Genomic DNA, 21,975 nt, shown 5'->3' with positions numbered 1-21,975 from the left:
CCACAGGAAAAACAAGAAATTCTCGCTAAACAAAAGGCTGAAGAAAAGTTAAAAGCCGAAGAAAAGCAAAAGGATAAAGAGCAAAAAGAGGCTGAAGAAAAGCTAAAAGCCGAAGAGAAACAAAAAGCTAAAGAGCAAAAAGAAGATGAAGAAAAGCTAAAAGCCGAAGAGAAACAAAAAGCTAAAGAACAAAAAGAAGCTGAAGAAAAGTTAAAAGCCGAAGAGAAACAAAAAGCTAAAGAGCAAAAAGAAGATGAAGAAAAGCTAAAAGCCGAAGAGAAACAAAAAGCTAAAGAACAAAAAGAGGCTGAGGAGAAACAAAAAGCTGAAGAGAAGAAATTAGCTGAGGAACAAAAAAAGGCTGAAGAAAAACAAAAAGAATTTACTTCCTATGCCCAAAACATTAGAGGCGGAAATTTTATTAAGGATATGAAACTTAATAATAAAGATGCTGAAATTACATTCCATGATTCATTTGCATCTTATAAATCAGCAAAACCAGATAGCAACGTTACTGAAGAACAATATAAACAATATTTTTCAACAGGGGATGCTATTGAAAAAATGTTTGTAAGCGAACCTGCGAGATTACTAAGACAATTTCCAGATTTGAATGCTGTAAAAATGACTCTTCCATTTGAAGGAAAAACATACAATATCAACTTAGATAGAAAATCATTAAATTCACACTTAGAATTTAAAATTGAGGATTTAAAAGTTGAAGATAAATCTTGGGTCAAGAAATTTAATGATCCATACGTATATAATAAAGCAAAACGTAAAGCGTTCTTTACAAAGTTTGTTATTGTTCAATGATTTTTAAGTTCATGCTATAATTATGAACTTTTCTCTTTCAATATTTAAAGGAGTATTTTTATGTCTGTAGAAAAAATTTATGATTTATTAAAAATTATAGCTCCACTTCTTGTGTTTCTATGTACTGTAATTGGTTTCTTTTATAATATGTATTTTAAAGTAAAAGTTATTAAAGATTATGATAAAATCTTTTTAAAAAAAGATGAAGTTCAAAAAATTAATTTTATGGATTCTCTTTTTAATTATTTTTTATTTGTTATTGGTATGTATGTAGCACCTGCTACAGGAATTAGTATGTATGTTACAGAAAGAACCGAAGATATTTCCCAGCTTTCCAAAAATATTTTACTTTCATTTTTATTTTTATTGCTAATTATATTTATCATTTCCATAGCAATTTACGCCTATATCTTTTTCTTTTCTAATATTCGTAAAAAACTTAAACATAAAAAAAGAAACCTAATAATTACTTTTATAAGTATAATCTCTAGTAGTATTTTATATAGTTCTATGCTTACCACTATATTTTTTGAAAAACAAAGTGAAGAATTCATGCTTAGCATTATATTATGGCCTATTATTTTAAGCCTTGTTTATTCTTCCATACTAAACTTTTATAATAACAAAGCAGTTAACACGTATCTGGTAAGCACAATAGAAAAAAAAGAACTTGATAAATTAAGCTTAATTCAAAGTCACATGCTGGATAATGATAAAATTGTATTATATGAAAGAAATACATCTATAGAAGATACATTTTATATGTGTGACTATTCCTCCGAAGTTTATTTAAAGTACCAGAAGCAAAACATATATAAACCTGACGTAATACGAAAGAACCCCCAAAATAAATTTTAGAAATAGCTCCAGAATGGGGCTTTTCTTTTGTTATTAACTATCTTTACTTCTTATGCCTATATACCTATCGTATAATAAACCATAACAAGGAGGTTTCCACAATGAAAACCGCACTCTACCTAAGAAAATCCCGTGCCGATTTAGAAGCCGAAGCACGTGGCGAAGGCGAAACTTTAGCAAAGCACCGGTCTACCCTACTGAAAATTGCCAAGGAAATGAACCTAAATGTTTTATCTGTTCGTGAGGAAATCGTTTCTGGTGAGAGCTTAGTGAAACGCCCTGAGATGTTAGCGCTACTTGAAGAGATTGAAGATAATAAATATGACGTTGTTCTTTGTATGGATATGGACCGTTTAGGTCGTGGTGGTATGAAAGAGCAAGGAATCATTTTAGAGACGTTTAAACGCTCGAATACGAAGATTATGACACCTAGGAAGACTTATGACCTTAATGATGAGTGGGATGAAGAATATAGCGAATTTGAAGCGTTTATGGCTCGTAAGGAGTTAAAGATTATTACACGACGTATGCAACGAGGTCGTGTCGCTAGTGTAGAGGCTGGGAATTACCTTGGTACACATGCACCATTCGGATATGATATACATCGTTTAAATAAGCGAGAGCGTACTTTAACGATTAATTCAGAAGAAGCTTCTGTTGTAAGGATGATATTTGATTGGTATGCAAATGAGGATATGGGCGCTAACGCAATCCGAAGCAAGTTAAATGATCTTGGTTACAAAAGTAAGTTAGGGAATGAATGGAACCCCTACAGCATCTTAGATATATTAAAAAACAATGTGTACATCGGAAAAGTAACATGGCAAAAGCGAAAAGAAGTAAAACGTCCTGACGCTGTAAAAAGAAGTTGTGCAAGACAAGATAAATCGGATTGGATTATTGCAGATGGCAAACATGAGCCAATCATAACTGAAAGTTTATTTGAACAAGTACAAGAAAAATTAAACTCAAGATATCACGTTCCTTACAATACGAACGGAATTAAAAATCCTCTAGCTGGCATTATTAAATGTAGTAAATGTGGTTATAGCATGGTCCAACGTTATCCAAAGAATCGAAAAGAAACGATGGATTGTAAACACCGTGGCTGTGAAAACAAATCAAGTTATACTGAATTAATTGAGAAGCGTTTACTCGAGGCATTAAAAGAATGGTACATCAATTATAAAGCTGATTTTGAAAAACATAAGCAAGATGACAAATTAAAAGAAACACAAGTCATTCAAATGAATGAAGCTGCATTACGCAAGCTTGAAAAAGAATTAGTGGATGTCCAAAAACAAAAAAATAATTTACATGATTTATTAGAACGTGGCGTTTACACAGTCGATATGTTTTTAGAACGCTCGAATGTAGTTTCTGATCGTATAACTGAAATTACTTTCACTATGGAAAACTTAAAGAAAGAAATTAAAACCGAAATTAAGAAGGAAAAAGTCAAGAAAGATACAATACCTCAAGTGGAGCATGTTCTTGATCTGTACTTTAAAACAGATGATCCAAAAAAGAAAAACAGCCTCCTAAAGTCGGTTTTAGAAAAGGCTGTTTATAAAAAGGAAAAGTGGCAAAGGCTCGATGATTTCGAACTTGTGCTTTACCCTAAGCTCCCTCAAGATGGCGACATATAAGCGTTTATGCTTTGTCGTCACCTTGTTGGTGTAATTAGATTTACCCCATTTAATCCTAAAGCATCATTCGTCGAAACTGCCAATACGACAGGCTTGCCATTTCTTAGCGTCGCTTTTGCTGCCATTAGTACTGGAGAGTCTGTCATTGCATTTGCAAATTTACTCATAGAATTTCCTGTTAAAGGAGCGATTACCATGCAGTCTAATGGAATTTTAGGTCCAAGTGGCTCTGCTCCAACAATTGAATTAATTGCTTTAAAACCTGTTATTTCTTCAATCTTCTTAATCCACTCTGCTCCTTCTCCAAATCTAGTATTTGTTGATTGAACAGTGTATGAAACAACAGGACGTACTTCTGCTCCTTCAGCAATTAATTTTTCTAAATGAGGCATTACTTCTTCGTACGTACAATGTGAACCTGTAAATCCGAAACCAATTCGTTTCCCCTTCAAACTCATTTCTTTTCCTCCTCCTTTGCGATTGCATCTGCTGCTAATAACTGAGAAAGAACATTTGCTAAAATTTGCCCAGCCGTTTTTGGGGCAACAATACCTGGTAATCCAGGTGCTAGCAATGCTTTGACTCCTCTTTTTTCCGCATATCTAAAGTCGGTACCGCCTGGTTTAGAAGCTAAATCAATCACTAGCGTATGAGCTGGCATTTTTGCAATAACATTCGCTGTTACAACGAGGTGCGGAATCGTATTAATTACAATATCGACATTTCCTACTTCTTTCTCTATGTCTTGCATATGAAAAGGAGAAAACATCATTTCTGTAATACGTGCAATATGTTCAGATCGTCTTGCTCCAACTTTGACATGGGCTCCTAATGATTGAAATGCTCTCGCAACACTCATTCCTGTTCTACCAAATCCTAGAACCATTACATTGGACCCATGAATTGTATAGTCGGTATGTTGAATTACCATCATTAATGTACCTTCTACCGTTGGAATAGAATTGTATATTGCTACATCATCACGATCAAATAATTTAACAAGTTTTCGGTTCGTAGTAGATACGAGATTTTCCAAGTAAGGTGTACCAATACCTGAATATATAGTAAAGTGTTCTGGTGTATTTTCAATTTGTTCTTTCGTTATTGAAACTTTTTCATTTGAAAAAATAGTATCTACTTCTCCTTTGGCATTTGTACCTGCAACCGGCAAAATAATTGCGTCTACAGAAGTGAAATCTAAATTTTGTATACTTTCTTTTGCTGCCCCTGTGAAACCATGATCTAACTGATCAAAACCTATCAAAGAAAGTTTCGCATCCAATTCAACTAGCTTACGAATTACTTCTAGCTGCCTTGCATCTCCTCCTATGACAGCAATATGCATCTCAGTCAACATTCCCTAATTCACCTTCTTTTTCTGTCATTTATAAGAAAAGTGCCTACTTTTTCTTTTTCCTCCACATCATATGTAATGTACGAGTTTATGGTGATTGAAAATCCAAATGCACATATGATTTATCAGGTTTCTATGTAGATACAAAAAAAGATGACCAAAATGGCCATCCTTCACTCCGAATTTGAATGATCTATACTATCACAAAGAAGCATATCATGTCCGACTTTCTTTATTTGACTCCATGCCACCCTTACTTCTTGTGGTTCCTTTTTAAAGCCTCCCCACTTCCCTACAGGTATTATAAGTGTTTGTATTTGCCCGTCTTTCTCATTAATCTCTAAATCCATATAACCTAAGACTCCCATTTTTTCCGCTTTTTCTATATCTACAACCTCTTTACCACTTAATTCACTTAATCGCATACACACTCCACTCCCCCTACTGAATTTTTCATTTGCATTGTCTATAATTAGTACCTATTCTATATGTATAAAAAAAATAACCTTCTCTCTTTTAAAAAGAGAGAAGGTTATTTTCAGGTACATTGTAAAAGTTGATTATAGTTTTATTCCTCTTGGAAGTTTTCCGTCTGGACTAATAAGTGCCGCAGAGAACTCGTCAGTAAACATATTGCGAATTAATCCGTCCACATTTTCTTTTGTTACAGTGTTTACACTTTCAATAATCTCATCAAGTGAACGATGTTTACGAAGAAGCAATTCATTTTTACCGTTACGGCTCATACGGCTATTCGTACTTTCTAAACTTAACATTAAGTTTCCTTTTAGTTGCTCTTTACTATTAATAAGCTCTTTTTCTGTAATACCTGTATTTTTCAATGTTTCTAATGTTTCTTGCATTGTTTCATACAGTGTATCTAATTGTTGGCTACCTGTTCCACCATACAGTGTTAACATACCTGTATCTTCATAAGAAGAATGGTAAGAAAATACTGAGTACGCTAACCCACGTTGCTCACGTACTTCTTGGAATAAACGGCTACTCATACTACCGCCTAACACGTTATTTAATACGATTAAGTTATAAATATCTTCGTGTCCCATTTGTAAGCCTTTATATCCTAAACATAAATGAGCTTGTTCTGTTTCCTTTTTACGTGCTACCTTATTAAAATGGAAAATTGGGCTATGTACTTGTTCACGGTTTGTTGTTCCTTCATAACTACCGAAATATTGCTCTACCGTTTGTAAGAAGGCTTCATCAATATTTCCTGCAACTGAAACAACTACATTTTCAGGTGTGTAATGATCCTTAATATATTGGCGTAGTGTATCACCTGTAAACGTATTAAGCGTTTCTTCTGTTCCTAAAATAGGATACCCAAGCGGATGCGTTTCATATGTTGCTTTCGTTAACATATCATGCACAATATCATCTGGAGCATCTTCGTACATTTTAATTTCTTCACATACAACATTCTTCTCTTTTTTCAGTTCTTCTTCATCAAATGTTGAATTAAAGAACATGTCTGCTAATACATCTAAAGCATATTTAGCATGCTCATCTAGCACTTTTGCATAGTAACAAGTGTATTCTTTTGAAGTAAAAGCATTCACTTGCCCACCAATGCTATCAAATGATTCTGCAATTTCGCGTGCACTACGTGTTTCCGTCCCTTTAAAGAACATATGCTCTAAAAAGTGAGAAATCCCGTTATTTTTTTCATTTTCATTTCTTGATCCTGCATGGATCCAAATACCAATCGCAACCGATCTTACAGTTGGTATATTCTCCATAACTATTCTTACACCATTTTTACAAGTATATTTTTTAATCAAAAACTTTCCTCCTACTGCCAGTTTCTCTAAATAAGTGCTATTATTTAATGATAACAAGTTTAAGGATGAATGTCATGCAAATGTATTTAATCCACACGTTTTTCATCCAGTAATTCTGTTATATTCCCTACTTTATATCCTTGTTCCTTTAATTTTGTAATCATTGTATCTAATGCTTCTGTTGTTGACGAAGTAGGATGCATTAATACGATAGCACCAGGATGTATTTTTCTCATTACTCTCTGCAATAGTACATCTGGCTCAGGGCGCTTCCAATCGATTGTATCAACAGTCCACATGATCGTTCCCATTTGGAAATCATCTGCAATTTTCACGACTTCATCTCGAAAACTTCCACTCGGCGGTGCAAACCATCTCACCTTTTGATTCGTAGCTGCTTCAATCATTCTATTTGTTCTTTGTAACTGATCTCGTATTTCATCAGACGATAGCGTTTTCATATTAGGGTGTGTGTACGAGTGATTTCCAACTTCTTGTTTTGCATCGACAATCATTTTTGCAAACCGCAAATTTTCTTTCACCCAACGTCCTTCTAAAAAGAAAGTGGCCTTCACATCATGCTTTTTCAATATCTCTAATATGCGAGGCAAATACTCATTTCCCCATGCCACATTTATTGTTAATCCTACCATCTTTTTATTTGGATGCCCTCTATAAATTGGAGCTGGTGATAAATCTTCTAAATGAACACTTGGTGAGACTTCTTTGAATTCAAGATATTTTTGATCAAATTTCTTTAGCTTCTTCATATTATTATACGATGCTTCAATATCCACTTGTCTTCCATTATATCCAGGTGTTGCCTTCCATATTTTATCAATCATCGCATTTTGAGGTGCAATCTCATACTGTTTTGCATGCTTTTGAATTTCTTCGTGCAAGTTATCTTGTGCAAAAACAGAATAAGAGCCTAAACTGACATATAAAGAAAATATACATATGTATGCCAATATACGAACTTTCATATAAACCCTCCCAAATTAACTATATAAAAACATTTTCTTCTTATCTTTGTTAATTTGAGCGTTATAATGAAAACTATACCTATACCGACATAAAAATATATTGAACAACATGTTTTTTACATAACAAAAAAAGCCAGTTAAACTGGCTTTTACTTATTGCTGCTCTTGTTTGTTTTCTTCTTTAGCAGCTTCTTTTTCTTGCTCTTCTTTTAGCAATACTTTTCTAGATAGATTTACGCGACCTTGCTTGTCAATCTCGATAACTTTAACTGTAATTACATCACCGATTTTCACAACGTCTTCTACTTTACCTACACGCTCAAGTGCAAGTTCAGAAATGTGAACTAATCCATCTTTACCGCTGAATAATTCAACGAAAGCACCGAATTTCTCAACACGTTTCACTTTTCCTTCGTAGATTTCACCTACTTGTACTTCGCGAACGATATCTTCGATAATTTTCTTAGCTTTGTCGTTCATTTCTTGGTTTATTGAAGAAATGAATACTGTGCCATCTTGCTCGATGTCAATTTTAACGCCAGTTTCTTCAATAATTTTATTGATTTGTTTACCGCTCGGTCCGATAACGTCACGGATTTTATCTGGATTAATTGTCATTGTAATAATCTTTGGAGCGTACGCTGATAATTCAGTGCGTGGCTCTGGAATAACAGATAACATATGATTTAGAATGTGCACACGACCAACTTTCGCTTGTTGTAATGCCTCTTCTAAAATTTCACGAGATAGACCATCGATTTTAATGTCCATTTGTAGTGCAGTTACACCTTGTGCTGTACCTGCTACTTTAAAGTCCATATCACCTAAATGATCTTCCATACCTTGAATATCAGATAAAATTGTGTAATGCTCACCAGTTTTAACTAGACCCATTGCAATACCTGCAACTGGAGCTTTAAGTGGAACACCAGCATCCATCATTGCTAAAGTACTACCACAAATACTTGCTTGTGAAGTAGAACCATTTGATTCTAAAACTTCAGATACAAGACGTACTGTGTATGGGAAATCTTTTTCAGATGGAATTACAGGCTCAAGTGCGCGTTCTCCTAGTGCACCGTGACCGATTTCACGACGACCTGGTCCACGCATTGGTCTAGTTTCACCAACACTAAATGATGGGAAATTGTAATGGTGCATAAAGCGTTTTGATTCTTCTACACCAAGACCATCTAAAATTTGCACATCGCCTAATGCACCTAATGTACAAATACTTAATGCTTGTGTTTGTCCACGAGTGAACAAACCAGAACCGTGTGTACGAGATAAAATGCCAACCTCTGATGCTAATGGACGGATTTCGTCACCTTTACGGCCATCTGGGCGGATTTTTTCAACTGTAATAAGACGACGTACTTCTTCTTTTACAATTTTATATAAAATCTCATTTACTTGTCCTAATGTATCAGCGTCAGCTTCCTGCGCTTCGTAATGCTCAATAACACGCTTTTTCACTTCGTTAATTGCATCTTCACGTGCATGTTTCTCATGTACTTGAATTGCTGAATGCATATCTTCTTCAGCCATTTCACGTACAGCTTGGTTAAGATCAGCGTCAACTTCATAAAGTTTCACTTCTGATTTCTCTTTACCTACAGCTTGTACAATCTCTTCTTGGAATGCAATTAGACGTTTAATTTCGTCATGACCAAACATAATTGCTTCTAACATTGTTTCCTCAGGCACTTGATCTGCTCCTGCTTCAACCATGTTAATTGCATCTTTCGTACCAGCTACAACAAGGTGAATATCACTTTGTTCTTGCTGTTCTACTGTTGGGTTGATAACGAATTCGCCGTTAATACGACCAACTGTTGCACCCGCGATTGGACCTTCAAATGGAATATCTGAAATCGATAACGCTAATGAAGAACCAAACATAGCTGCCATTTCAGAAGAACAATCTTGATCAACACTCATTACGATGCTGACAACTTGTACTTCGTTACGGAAACCATCTGCGAAAAGTGGACGGATTGGACGGTCGATTAAACGACTTGCCAAAATTGCTTTTTCACTTGGACGACCTTCACGTTTAATGAAACCGCCAGGAATTTTTCCGACTGCATATAAACGCTCTTCATAGTTTACTGTAAGTGGGAAGAAATCTACATTTTTTGCTTCTTTTGATGCAGTTGCTGTAGATAGAACCGCTGTATCGCCATATCTTACTAATACTGCTCCGTTCGCTTGTTTTGCAAGCTGACCAGTTTCAACTGTTAGCTGGCGACCAGCTAAATCTATCGAGAAGACTTGCTTTTCTTGACTCATTTAAGTACCCCTCTCAATTTAAAGTATTCAATTCTTCTATGTAAATGGATAGTATATCACAATATTCTACCTCTAGTATTGCCTAAAATTAAGTAAGCTATAAAGCGTAGAAGATATATTTTTACCTAACAAAAAAGCGGGAATATTCCCGCTTCTTTGACTATCGACGTAAGCCAAGCTTTGTGATTAATTCACGGTAACGTGTGATATCGCTATTACGAAGGTAAGTTAGTAAGTTACGACGTTTACCAACCATCTTTAATAGACCACGACGTGAATGATGATCTTTCTTGTGAGTACGTAAGTGCTCGTTTAGAGTGTTAATTTGCTCCGTTAGGACAGCAATTTGAACCTCTGGAGAACCAGTATCAGTCTCATGAGTTCTAAATTGTGCAATGATTTCATTTTTACGTTCTTGTGTTAAAGCCATCCTATTTCACCTCCTATTAATTAAACCCCCAATTACCTAGCAAGCGTCGGTGAGTCGCAATGCCAAGCAATGGTTGTCATAAAGTACATAACATAGAATACTACTTTTCATTTGAAAAAGCAAGTATATTCTTTTCGCTCATAAAATATTCTTGTGCTGTCTTCTTATCTTTTGCGATTTGTTCAACTAACTCATCAATACCGTTGAATTTCTTTTCTGCTCTTATACGCATATGCCACTCTACTGTAACATTTTGATCGTATATATCTTTGTTAAATTCAAATAAGTGCACTTCAATTGATAATTGACGCTCATCTTCTTTAAAAGTCGGTTTATATCCAATATTACATACACCATCGTACCATTCATCGTGAACTTTTAATCTCACTGCATAAACACCTACAGGTGGCAATAAATACTCATCACTTAAACCTACATTAGCTGTTGGGAAACCAATTTGACGCCCACGTTTGTCGCCGTGTATAACTGTTCCCGCTACAGTATAGGCTCTACCTAAAATAGATGGAATTTGCTCCATTTCGCCATTTCGAATTAACTTTCGTAATGCTGTAGAACTTACTTTCTCTTCTTGAAATTCAACTTTTTCAATCACAGTCTGTGTAAACTCCCCTCTTGCATGAAATGGTAAAGTCTCCATCTTTCCTTTTCCTAAACGTCCATATGAATAATCAAACCCTGCTACTACATGCTTTACATTTAAACCAATAATATAATCATCTACAAATTGTTGCGGTAATAACCCTGCAAATGATTCATCAAATTTAATCACATATAATATATCGATTCCTAAGCTTTCGACTATTTTTTCTTTATCGCGCATTGGTGTAATATACTCCACATGCGCATCCTTTTTCCCTAAAACAACAGATGGATGAGGATGAAATGTCATAACTGCACTTTTATATCCTCGTTCGTCCGCTATTTTTTTCGCAGTTCGAATTACACATTGATGTCCTAAATGAATGCCATCAAAAAATCCTAATGCCATTACAGTAGGTGGTAATTCTAATTTATTTTGTTCATGTGGATGAGTTAAATGAATAAGTTTCACGCTTGAATTCACCTTTTTCTGTAATAATCCTTCCAATAATTCATTATAGCTTTAGTTCTTGATTATTCACAAGTACTTTCATCGGCTTTAACATGCCAGGATGTTTCGGATGATGTTCATAAATTGCTAAGCAACGATCATTTTTATCAAACACTGTAATAAATGGTGCTGTTATTTCTAATTCATTCTTTAAGAACATACCATTCTTTATTTTCTCTGCTTGCTTTTCATCTACAACCATTTTTGGAAACTTGCTTAATGCTTCATCAATTGAAATGAAGATAGACTCTACTGTTCCATTTTGCACGTTTTCTTCAATTTCTTCAAATGATATGCAATCTTCTAATAAAAATTCACCAGATGCCGTTCTTACAAGGTGAGACATATGTGATGGGAAACCAAGTTTCTCCCCTATCATTACAGCTAACGTTCTTACATATGTTCCTTTACTACACGTTACACGGAAACGGAATGAAATATTTTCTCCTTCAAAAACTTCACGATCATCAAGTAATACGAATTCATGAATTGTAATTGTACGAACTGGACGTTCTACCTCTTGTCCTGCTCTTGCATATTCGTATAATTTTTTCCCGTTTACTTTTACAGCCGAGAACATTGGTGGCATTTGTTCAATCGTGCCTGTTAATTCCGCAAGAACTTTCTCTACTTCCTTACGAGTAATAGTACGATCTACATTTTTCGTTTCAACAACCTCACCAGAAGCATCTTCGGTTGTCGTTGAAAACCCTAATGTTACTTCACCTTCATATGTTTTCGTTTCACTTGTTAAAAATTGTGCAATTTTCGTTGCTCTTCCAACGCAAATTGGTAATACTCCTGTTACATCAGGGTCTAATGTTCCCGTATGACCAATTCTCTTTTCTCGCAATATCTTTCTTAATTTAAATACACAATCATGTGATGTCATGCCTTTTGGCTTATGTAATAATACTACACCTTCCATATATGTTCACCTCATCATAATTCTCTCGTAGTAAATATCCAAAACTTATTTTGCATTGAAAAAATGGATAGACAAATGTCTATCCATTATTCTTCACGTTTACCGTCTTTATTAATTTCATGTAAAAGTGTATCAATTCGATGACCATATCCGATAGACTCATCAAACTCAAAGGTAATTTCTGGTGTTTTACGAAGACGAATACGTTGACCAATTTCTGAACGAATAAAGCCTTTTGCCTTCGCTAAACCTTTTAAAGTATTTTCTTTCTGTTCTTCATCACCTAAAACAGAAATATATACTTTAGCAATTTGTAAATCACCACTCACTTGTACATCAGTTACTGTAACAAATCCAATACGTGGGTCTTTAATTTTACGACTGATAATGTCGCCTAATTCTTTTTTCATTTGCTCGCCCACACGGTTCGCACGTAATTTCATAACTCTTCACCTCATTCAATACCATTCCAAATGTGTTATTGTACGTTCAATTTCAGGAAATGAATCGATGTACTCAAGTACACGATTCATTTCTTTCTCACAGATAACACGATTTGAGGATACGGAAACAATTGCAATTTCTGTACGTTGCCATACATCTTGGTGCCCAACTTCAGAAACAGCTACATTATAGCGCTGTTTTACACGAGTTAACACACGTTGTAAAATTGCACGTTTCTCTTTTAAAGAATGCACATTGTAAATCATACACTCGAATGAGAGTGAAGCGATAATCATCGCTTCACTTCTTCCATAATGTACGCTTCAATGATGTCCCCTTCTTTAAGATCATTATATCTCTCAATTGTAATACCACACTCATAGTTTTGTGCAACTTCTTTTACGTCGTCTTTGAAACGTTTTAACGTATCAAGTTGTCCTTCGAAAATTACTACGCCGTCACGGATAATACGTACGCCACTATCACGCGTAATTTTACCGTCTGTTACGTAACAACCTGCGATTGTTCCAACTTTTGTTACTTTAAACGTTTGACGAACTTCTGCTTGACCGATTACTTTTTCTTCGAATTCTGGATCAAGCATACCTTGCATAGCTGCTTCAATCTCTTCGATTACTTTATAAATAATACGGTGTAAACGAATATCAACGTTCTCTAATTCAGCTGTACGCTTCGCGTTCACATCTGGACGTACGTTAAATCCAATTACAATTGCATTAGATGCAGAAGCTAAAATGATATCAGATTCTGTAATCGCACCTACACCAGTGTGAATGATTTTAACTTTTACGCCTTCAACATCAATTTTACGAAGTGATGCTGCCATCGCTTCAACAGAACCTTGTACGTCTGCTTTTACGATTAAGTTAATTTCTTTTACATCGCCCTCTTGGATTTGTTGGAATAAATCTTCAAGGCTTAATTTAGATTTCTCACCACGTTGTGCAACTAACGCTTCTTGTGCACGTGATTCACCAATTTGACGAGCTTTCTTCTCATCAGCAAATGCCATGAAACGATCTCCAGCCTGTGGTACTTCGTTTAAACCAGTAATTTCAACAGGAGTTGATGGACCAGCAACTTTTACACGACGACCAATATCACTTACCATTGCACGAACACGTCCGAATGAAGTTCCAACAACGATTGGATCTCCAACTCGAAGCGTACCATTTTGAACAAGTAATGTCGCGATAGTTCCTTTACCTTTATCAAGCTGTGCTTCGATTACTGTACCAGTTGCATAGCGGTTTGGATTTGCTTTATATTCTTCTACTTCACTTACAAGAAGGATCATTTCTAGTAAGTTGTCAATGCCTTCGCCTTGAATTGCAGAAATTGGTACGAAAATAGTATCTCCGCCCCAAGCTTCTGGAACTAATTCATATTCAGTTAGTTCTTGCATTACGCGATCAGGGTTTGCAGCTGGTTTATCCATTTTATTCACAGCAACAATAATTGGTACTCCTGCTGCCTTCGCATGGTTAATTGCTTCAACCGTTTGTGGCATAACACCGTCATCCGCTGCAACAACAAGGATTGTAATATCCGTTACTTGTGCCCCACGAGCACGCATCGTTGTAAATGCTGCGTGACCAGGTGTATCTAAGAATGTAATCTTCTTATCGTTTACTTCAACTTGATATGCACCGATATGCTGAGTAATTCCACCCGCTTCGCCTGCAGTTACTTTTGAGTTACGAATAGAATCCAGTAATGTTGTTTTACCATGGTCAACGTGTCCCATGATTGTAACTACAGCTGGACGTTCTTTTAAGTTCTCTTCATCATCTTGCTCATCAATGAATGTTTCAAACTCAGTCTCGCTTACAATTACTTCTTCTTCTACTTCAATACCGTAGTCGTTAGCAATTAACTCAATTGTATCTTTATCCAAGTCTTGGTTAATTGTTGCCATAATTCCAAGCATGAAGAGCTTCTTAATAATTTCAGATGGCTCTTTGCTTAATTTTTTAGCAAGATCTCCTACTGTAAGGCTTCCAGAGAAAGTAATTTTATCTGGTGTTTCTACAATTTGAGTTTGTTGTCTACCAGCAAAGTTCTCTTGACGTTTGTCTTCGTTTCCTTTGCCTTTTTTCTTTTTCTTATTGCTGTTCTTTTTACTGCGAACAACTTTTTCTTCTACTTCAAACTCATCTGCAACAGAAGGTTTTTCAGTTTGATATTCATTATCTAATTTATTTACTACTTCATCGTCTAACATTGTCATATGATTCGAAACCTCGATATTCATTTCTTTTAGTTTTGTCATAAGATCTTTACTTGAGATATTATGTTTTTTTGCATATTCATGCACTCGAATTTTACTCATACCTTCACCCCCGGTAATTTGTATCGAGCATGCTACGCAGCTTTTTCGCAAAGCCTACATCTAACACAGCTACAACGACTCGCTCATCTCTCCCAATCGCATGCCCTAATTGTTGTCGATTTTCGACCTTTCTCATTGGTACGTTGTAGTACGTAGTTTTATCTGTGATGCGTTTTGTAGTATTTACTGACGCATCTTCAGATAGCAATACAAGTTTTGCTTTGCCACTTCGTACTTCTTTTAAAACGAGTTCTTCACCCGAAATAATTTTCCGAGCCCGGTTTGCTAGTCCTAAAAACGATTTCCAATCGGACACTTATTTCGACTCCTTCTCAACAAGCTCAAGAAGCTCTTCATATAAAGAACCGTCGATTTTCGCTTTTAGATGATGTTCCAAAACATTTTTCTTTTGAGCTTGAAGAATGCTCTCCTTGTCCTTCGACAAGTAAGCACCTCGTCCTGATTTTTTCCCAGTTAAATCAATGGACACTTCTCCCTCTTTGGAACGAACAATGCGAACGAGCTCTCGTTTTGATTTCATTTCTTGCGTTGCAACACATTTTCGTAACGGAACTTTTCGATTGCTCATACTCATCACCTCTATTCGATTTCGTCTTCCACTGAATCGAATCCAAATGCGATTACGCTATCTTCTTCTGTTACAATACCAAGTTGTTTCGCATCAGACTCACTCTTAATATCAATTTTCCAGCCTGTTAATTTAGCTGCAAGACGTGCATTTTGTCCACGCTTACCGATAGCTAATGATAATTGGTGGTCTGGAACAACTACTGTTGTCGCTTTTTCTTCTTCATCTACAAGTACTTTAACAACTTGTGATGGGCTTAATGCATTTGCAACATATTCAACTGGATCATTTGACCAGCGGACGATGTCAATTTTTTCACCTTTTAATTCGTCTACAATGCGTTGTACACGTTGCCCTTTTGGTCCTACACAAGAACCAACTGGATCAACATCAGTGTTCTCTGCATATACAGAGATCTTAGAGCGATCGCCAGCTTCACGTGCTACAGAACGAATTTCTACAGTTCCATCATAGATTTCAGGAACTTCCATTTCGAATAAACGTTTTAAAAGACCAGGATGTGTACGTGATACGTAAATTTGTGGTCCTTTTGTCGTTTTTTCTACTTTCGTAATGAATACGCGAATACGATCATGTGGTTTGTATTGCTCATTAGGCATTTGCTCACTTACAGGTAATAAAGCTTCTACTTTCCCTAAGCTTACATAGATGAAACGAGCATCTTGACGTTGTACAATACCTACCATAATATCTTCTTCACGGTCACTAAACTCAGAGTAAATAACACCGCGCTCTGCTTCACGCACTCGTTGTGTGACAACTTGTTTTGCAGTTTGTGCTGCAATACGACCAAAGTCTTTTGGTGTTACTTCAATTTCTAATACGTCACCATCTTGGTAGTTTGGATTAATTTGTCTTGCTTCCTCTACAGAAATTTCAAGACGTGGATCAAACACATTGTCTACTACGTCTTTACGTGCTAAAACTTGAATTGTTCCCACTTCTGGGTTAAAGCTCACACGAACGTTTTGTGCTTGATTAAAATTGCGCTTATAAGCAGAGATTAAAGCTGCTTCAATCGCATCAATAATAATGTCTTTGCTAATGCCTTTTTCAGATTCTAATACGAGCAAAGCATCTAATAACTCAGTGCTCATGAAGATCCCCCTTCTAACTAAAACGTAACAGCAAGTCGCGCATTTGCGACTTTATCCATCGAAATTTGGATTTCTTTTTTACGTGTTTTAATTGTTAATAATAATGTTATTGTTGTACCATCGTAAGAAAGCAGTTTTCCTTCAAACATCTTTTCACCATCAATCGGCTCATATGTTTTAATTGCCACTTGTTTTCCTACCGCTTGCTGGAAGTCTTTTTCTTTCTTTAATGGGCGTTCCGCTCCAGGAGATGATACATCCAAAAAGTAAAGATGAGGAATTGGATCCTCTTTATCTAAAGCTTCGCTTAAACGTTCACTTACCGCACCGCATTCTTCAATGTCGACTCCCTTTTCAGAATCGATGAATACGCGTAAGAACCAGTCTTGTCCTTCTTTCACATACTCTACATCTACAAGTTCAAGATTTAACTCTTCAACGATCGGCTGCGCAAATGCTTCTACAACTTCTGTGACTTTCTTATCCATAAACAGCCTCCTTCCTGCCGTCATGTACCATTTAAAAGAAGAAGACCCCGCCACTTTAAAAACGGTCTATCTTATTCTTTCTCGTTAGCTAACAAAAGCCCCTGCTGTTCAGCAGGGATTATCTGTCTTAGTATTACCAAATTTAAGAAGTAAAACTTGTAACAAAATATGTATATACGACAGAAATCTTTTACCTATCTACGTAGAGAAAACATAGATAGTAACACGAAAGAGTGGGTTTCCCCACTCTTTTCTTTACACAATATACATGACATGGTTATCTCGGTTAATAGTATATCATAGGAAATGTTGATTTGCAAAGACTTTTCCTACCTACTAGAACAGTGATAACTGGTTTTGATCCGGTAAATCTCCTAAACAACCTTGACTATCTAAATACTCAATAATTGTTTTCGAAACCTTACTACGCTGCTGCAAGTCCTCTTTTGATAAGAAGTCTCCATTTTTGCGTGCTTCTACAATACTTAAAGCTGCGTTTGTACCAAGACCAGGTACCGCATTAAATGGAGGGATTAATGAGTCTCCATCAATAATAAAGTCTGTTGCATGCGAACGATACAAATCAACCTTTTGGAATGAGTATCCACGCTCACACATTTCAAGTGTCATTTCTAATACCGTTAATAAACTCTTCTCTTTCGGCGCTGCATCTAAACCTTTTTGCGCAATTTCATCAATTCTTGCACGTATAGATGCTGAACCTTTCGCCATTGCTTCTACGTCAAAGTCATCTGCTCGAACTGTAAAATATGCCGCATAGAATAACAGTGCAAAATGTACTTTAAAGTATGCGATACGTACAGCCATAAGCACGTAAGCAGCCGCATGGGCTTTAGGGAACATATACTTGATTTTCTTACATGAATCAATATACCAACCTGGTACATTATTACTTTTCATGTCGTCTTCCCATTCTTCCGGTACACCTTTACCTTTACGTACCGACTCCATGATTTTGAAGGCTAATGATGGATCTAGACCTTGATAGATTAAATATACCATGATGTCATCACGACAACCGATAACTTCGCTCAGCGTACATGTACCGTTATAAATTAACTCGTTTGCATTACCAAGCCATACGTCCGTACCATGTGATAGTCCAGAAATTTGGACTAACTCTGAGAATGTCGTTGGTTTTGTCTCTTCTAACATCTGTCTTACGAATTTCGTACCGAATTCTGGTATACCAAGTGTACCTGTTTTACAGTTAATTTGTTCTTCCGTTACGCCTAGCGATTCTGGACCTGAGAAAATTTTCATTACTTCTGGATCATCCGTTGGGATTGTTTTCGGATCAATACCACTTAAATCTTGTAACATACGAATAACGGTCGGATCATCGTGTCCGAGTATATCAAGTTTCAATAAATTATCATGAATCGAGTGGAAATCAAAATGCGTTGTTCTCCATTCAGCACCAATTGAATCTGCTGGATACTGTATTGGTGAGAAATCAAAGATATCCATGTAATCTGGCACAACGATAATACCGCCTGGATGCTGTCCAGTTGTACGTTTTACACCGGTACATCCTGCTACTAAGCGATCAATCTCTGCATTTCGAATCGTTAAGTTATGATCATTTGCATAACCTTTTACATATCCGTAAGCAGTTTTTTCCGCAACTGTACCAATCGTTCCTGCACGATATACATAGTCTTCACCGAACAGTACTTTCGTATAGTTATGGGCACGTGGTTGGTACTCCCCGGAGAAGTTCAAATCGATATCGGGTACCTTATCTCCTTTAAATCCAAGGAACGTTTCGAACGGAATGTCATGTCCATCTTTTACATACGGAATATTACAAGCAGGACATTCTTTATCTGGTAAGTCAAAACCAGAACCTACAGAACCATCATTAAAGAATTCTGATTGCTTACACTTCGGACATACATAGTGTGGTGGTAATGGGTTTACTTCTGTAATTTCCATCATCGTTGCAACAAATGATGACCCTACCGATCCACGCGAACCTACTAGATATCCGTCTACTAACGATTTTTTCACAAGCTTATGTGAAATTAAATAAATTACGGCGAATCCATGCCCAATAATACTTTTTAATTCTTTTTCTAAACGTGCTTCTACAATTTCCGGTAGCTCTTCACCATAAATGCTACGCGCCATTTTATAACTCATATCACGCGTTTCATCATCAGCACCTTCAATTTTCGGTGTGTATAGATCGTCTTTTACTGGATGCACATCACCAATTAATGACGCAATCTTTTGTGTATTTGTTACAACAACTTCTTTCGCTTTGTCTTCACCTAAGAATGAAAAACATTCTAACATTTCATCAGTTGTACGGAAATGTACTGGCGGTAATGAATGTCGATTTAACGGATTGGCTCCGCCCTGCGAACTGACTAAAATTTTACGATACATTGCATCCTCAGGGTCTAAATAATGCACGTTTCCTGTAGCAACAACTGGTTTATCTAACGTCTCACCTAGTTTTACTAAGTTAGAAATGATTGTTTTTAATTGACCTTCGTCTCGAACAAGCTCACGTTCTACTAAATGACGTAACACCTCTGGAGGCATTACTTCAATGTAGTCATAGAACTGGGCAATTTCTTCTACCTCTTCAGGTGCCTTTTGCATCATTGCCTCGAACACTTCACCTTTATCACAAGCCGTTCCTACTAAAATTCCTTCACGGTATTTTTTTAATAGTGACCTCGGCACACGTGGTACACGGTAAAAGTAATTAAGGTGAGAATATGAAACAAGTTTATATAAATTTTTCAATCCAACATCTGATGTGGCAAGTAACGTCATATGACTTGGACGGCCACGCTTATACGCATCCCCTTGTCCCATGCTATCATTTAATTGATCGTGATATTCAAATCCCTTTTCAATTACGTCTTTCAACATTTTCACAAGTAAATATCCCGTCGCTTCTGTATCATAAATCGCACGGTGATGTTGTGTTAATTCAATATCAAGTTTTTTACACATCGTATTTAATCGATGATTTTTCATTTCTGGGAATAAGAATCGTGCAAGTTCTAACGTATCAATAACGGGGTTATTCGTTTTTTCTAACCCAGCCTTTTTAAAACCTACGTTAATAAAGCCCATATCGAAGCTCGCGTTATGGGCAACAAGTGTATGATCGCCCATCCATTCCTCAAACTTTTTAAACACTTCGTCCACTTCAGGTGCATCAGTTAACATATCATCTGTAATACCTGTCAATTCAATAATCGTCGCTGATAATGGTTGATGTGGATTTGCGAAAGATTCAAAGCGATCAATAATTTCGCCACCCTTTACTTTTACGGCAGCCAACTCAATGACTGTATCGTATACAGCTGATAAACCTGTCGTCTCAACGTCGAAAACAACATACGTTTCCTCTGCAAGTAAACGATGCGCTTCATTATACGCTATCGGTACACCATCATTAACTAGATTTGCTTCTACACCATATATAACTTTAACTCCAGCCTTTTTCCCCGCAGAATACGCCTCTGGGAAAGACTGAGCCACGGCATGGTCTGTCACCGCAATAGCCTCATGTCCCCATTTACCAGCTTGAGCAACAAGCTTAGAAACTGGAGTGACAGCGTCCATTTGACTCATCGGAGTATGGAGATGAAGCTCTACTCGTTTTTCGCCTTCTGGCGCTTTATCTTTACGAGACGGTCCTGTTATTTCATTAATATCATTTGCAATCATTACTAAATCTCGAACAAATGTATCGTTTTGAACAGAACCACGCGCTTTCACCCACATTCCTTTTTTCAAGGATTGCAGCATTGGAATATCTTCTTTGTCACGCGAGAACATTTTGATCATAATAGAATCCGTATAATCCGTTATTTTTAAAGTTAATAACGTACGTCCACTACGAAGCTCTTTTGTTTCTACATGGAAGACATATCCTTGAACCGTTTTTCTTCTTTCTTCATCTTGAATTTCTCGCATTGGTGTAATCTCTTCATCTGGCTTAATAAGATACCCGAGTGTAATCGGTCCTTCATACACAACGCTGCTTTCTTCAGCTTGCTTCTTCGCCATTTCTTCCATAGCTTGTATAACACGCTCGCGGTCTTCTTGCTGCGTTTGTTCACGAAACTTTTGCATTTCTTCTGTATTTTGCTGTATATGTGTGTCTAACTGAAAACGCGGGAATCCAAAAACTTCGTATTGATCCCCTACTGGTTTCGCAACGTTTTTCTTTAAAGCAGTAGACTCCAGCTCGTTATTCACATTTATTAGCAACTTCACTCCATTCACCTGTGGAAGCTGCTTCTTTAAGTATGCGAACATAGGTGAAAATGTAATTCGTTCCGTACAAAGCGGCCAATACGCCCTCACTTCTTCTTCTGTAAATTGTTTATTCTCTGTTTCTAATGCAAATGTTGTTCTTGCAATATGAGAAAATGATTGCTTAAGCTTTGTTTCTAGCAATTCATATAATTCTGTAGGCAAAATACGTGGCACTTGTAAATCAAAATGCCAACTCTTATTCGCTTTATCAATAACGAGCCTTTCAATACCACCGCCTTGTAAATATTGATTTATAAGGTCGTCTGGTATTTGCAACTGCTGGAGCAAAATTTGAAATCGCTCTTGTTGTTCATTTGTTAAAGACATAAGCACTCTCCTTCCATTTGCTATTATAAATTGAAACGTACCACAAAGAAAGATTTCTCACTTCTTCTTTTACAAAATACGTTTACAAAGAAAGAGAAGGTACCCCATTACGAGGTACC

General features: G+C 36.4%; 19 protein-coding genes and 1 pseudogene. 3 read left to right on the top strand and 17 right to left on the bottom strand.

Going from position 1 to position 21,975, the window contains the following annotated elements; translation table 11 throughout:
- The 3 genes from MR143_RS25625 to MR143_RS25615 form a co-directional block, all read left to right on the top strand.
- A partial coding sequence (locus tag MR143_RS25625; protein ID WP_242281070.1) for a hypothetical protein occupies nt 1-816 on the top strand: 816 nt, incomplete at its 5' end.
- Nucleotides 817-876: 60 nt separating this feature from the next.
- Nucleotides 877-1,674 (top strand): hypothetical protein, encoded by a 798-nt coding sequence (locus MR143_RS25620; protein ID WP_097826048.1) that lies wholly within the window; start codon nt 877-879, stop codon nt 1,672-1,674.
- Nucleotides 1,675-1,775: 101 nt separating this feature from the next.
- On the top strand, nt 1,776-3,323 hold the full coding sequence (locus MR143_RS25615; protein WP_242281069.1) for a recombinase family protein: 1,548 nt from the start codon (nt 1,776-1,778) through the stop codon (nt 3,321-3,323).
- A 32-nt stretch (nt 3,324-3,355) separates the two neighbouring features.
- On the opposite strand, the pseudogene dpaB reads toward MR143_RS25615, so the two are convergent.
- The 17 genes and pseudogenes from dpaB to MR143_RS25530 form a co-directional block, all read right to left on the bottom strand.
- Nucleotides 3,356-3,781 (bottom strand): annotated as a pseudogene (gene dpaB, locus MR143_RS25610) (dipicolinate synthase subunit B); the annotation flags it as partial.
- Nucleotides 3,778-4,680 carry a dipicolinic acid synthetase subunit A gene (gene dpaA / locus MR143_RS25605; RefSeq protein ID WP_000954738.1) on the bottom strand — a complete coding sequence of 301 codons (903 nt, stop codon included), beginning with the start codon at nt 4,678-4,680 and terminating at the stop codon, nt 3,778-3,780. The pseudogene dpaB and the gene dpaA, both read right to left, overlap by 4 nt.
- 170 nt (nt 4,681-4,850) lie before the next feature.
- A complete protein-coding gene (locus MR143_RS25600) occupies nt 4,851-5,102 on the bottom strand; it encodes a YlmC/YmxH family sporulation protein (RefSeq protein ID WP_001239758.1) in 252 nt (83 codons plus the stop codon).
- A 135-nt stretch (nt 5,103-5,237) separates the two neighbouring features.
- Nucleotides 5,238-6,479, bottom strand: a complete 1,242-nt coding sequence (locus tag MR143_RS25595; protein WP_000593000.1) for a M16 family metallopeptidase — start codon at nt 6,477-6,479, stop codon at nt 5,238-5,240.
- Between the two features lie 86 nt (nt 6,480-6,565).
- Nucleotides 6,566-7,465 carry a polysaccharide deacetylase family protein gene (locus MR143_RS25590; protein ID WP_000868228.1) on the bottom strand — a complete coding sequence of 300 codons (900 nt, stop codon included), beginning with the start codon at nt 7,463-7,465 and terminating at the stop codon, nt 6,566-6,568.
- Between the two features lie 153 nt (nt 7,466-7,618).
- Nucleotides 7,619-9,757 carry a polyribonucleotide nucleotidyltransferase gene (gene pnp, locus MR143_RS25585; RefSeq protein WP_242281068.1) on the bottom strand — a complete coding sequence of 713 codons (2,139 nt, stop codon included), beginning with the start codon at nt 9,755-9,757 and terminating at the stop codon, nt 7,619-7,621.
- Nucleotides 9,758-9,917: 160 nt separating this feature from the next.
- Nucleotides 9,918-10,187, bottom strand: a complete 270-nt coding sequence (gene rpsO, locus MR143_RS25580) for a 30S ribosomal protein S15 (protein ID WP_001229392.1) — start codon at nt 10,185-10,187, stop codon at nt 9,918-9,920.
- A gap of 100 nt (nt 10,188-10,287) precedes the next feature.
- The gene (gene ribF, locus MR143_RS25575) at nt 10,288-11,259 is read right to left on the bottom strand and encodes a bifunctional riboflavin kinase/FAD synthetase (RefSeq protein ID WP_000766706.1); all 972 of its coding nucleotides are present in this window, start codon (nt 11,257-11,259) and stop codon (nt 10,288-10,290) included.
- A gap of 43 nt (nt 11,260-11,302) precedes the next feature.
- Nucleotides 11,303-12,226 carry a tRNA pseudouridine(55) synthase TruB gene (gene truB / locus MR143_RS25570; RefSeq protein WP_000399349.1) on the bottom strand — a complete coding sequence of 308 codons (924 nt, stop codon included), beginning with the start codon at nt 12,224-12,226 and terminating at the stop codon, nt 11,303-11,305.
- 86 nt (nt 12,227-12,312) lie between these two features.
- Nucleotides 12,313-12,669 (bottom strand): 30S ribosome-binding factor RbfA, encoded by a 357-nt coding sequence (gene rbfA / locus MR143_RS25565; protein ID WP_000776437.1) that lies wholly within the window; start codon nt 12,667-12,669, stop codon nt 12,313-12,315.
- Nucleotides 12,670-12,684: 15 nt separating this feature from the next.
- Nucleotides 12,685-12,966, bottom strand: coding sequence for a DUF503 domain-containing protein (locus MR143_RS25560; RefSeq protein ID WP_000582368.1), 282 nt, complete (start codon nt 12,964-12,966; stop codon nt 12,685-12,687).
- Nucleotides 12,963-15,023, bottom strand: coding sequence for a translation initiation factor IF-2 (gene infB, locus MR143_RS25555; protein WP_000036343.1), 2,061 nt, complete (start codon nt 15,021-15,023; stop codon nt 12,963-12,965). The genes MR143_RS25560 and infB overlap by 4 nt, the downstream gene beginning before the upstream one ends.
- 4 nt (nt 15,024-15,027) lie before the next feature.
- Nucleotides 15,028-15,339, bottom strand: coding sequence for a YlxQ family RNA-binding protein (locus tag MR143_RS25550; protein WP_001286524.1), 312 nt, complete (start codon nt 15,337-15,339; stop codon nt 15,028-15,030).
- A complete protein-coding gene (gene rnpM, locus MR143_RS25545; protein ID WP_000071127.1) occupies nt 15,340-15,612 on the bottom strand; it encodes an RNase P modulator RnpM in 273 nt (90 codons plus the stop codon). It lies immediately after the preceding gene.
- An 11-nt stretch (nt 15,613-15,623) separates the two neighbouring features.
- Nucleotides 15,624-16,730 (bottom strand): transcription termination factor NusA, encoded by a 1,107-nt coding sequence (gene nusA, locus MR143_RS25540; RefSeq protein WP_000102604.1) that lies wholly within the window; start codon nt 16,728-16,730, stop codon nt 15,624-15,626.
- Between the two features lie 17 nt (nt 16,731-16,747).
- On the bottom strand, nt 16,748-17,218 hold the full coding sequence (gene rimP / locus MR143_RS25535; protein WP_000359096.1) for a ribosome maturation factor RimP: 471 nt from the start codon (nt 17,216-17,218) through the stop codon (nt 16,748-16,750).
- Between the two features lie 336 nt (nt 17,219-17,554).
- Nucleotides 17,555-21,856 carry a PolC-type DNA polymerase III gene (locus MR143_RS25530; RefSeq protein ID WP_000060003.1) on the bottom strand — a complete coding sequence of 1,434 codons (4,302 nt, stop codon included), beginning with the start codon at nt 21,854-21,856 and terminating at the stop codon, nt 17,555-17,557.
- Nucleotides 21,857-21,975 lie beyond the last annotated feature (119 nt).

Origin of the sequence: Bacillus cereus group sp. BfR-BA-01347 (assembly GCF_022663835.1) — a bacterium.
In the GTDB taxonomy this organism is placed as follows: domain Bacteria; phylum Bacillota; class Bacilli; order Bacillales; family Bacillaceae_G; genus Bacillus_A; species Bacillus_A thuringiensis_K.
Note: the sequence above shows the minus strand (reverse complement) of the source record. Positions and strands in the feature narration are given on the sequence as shown.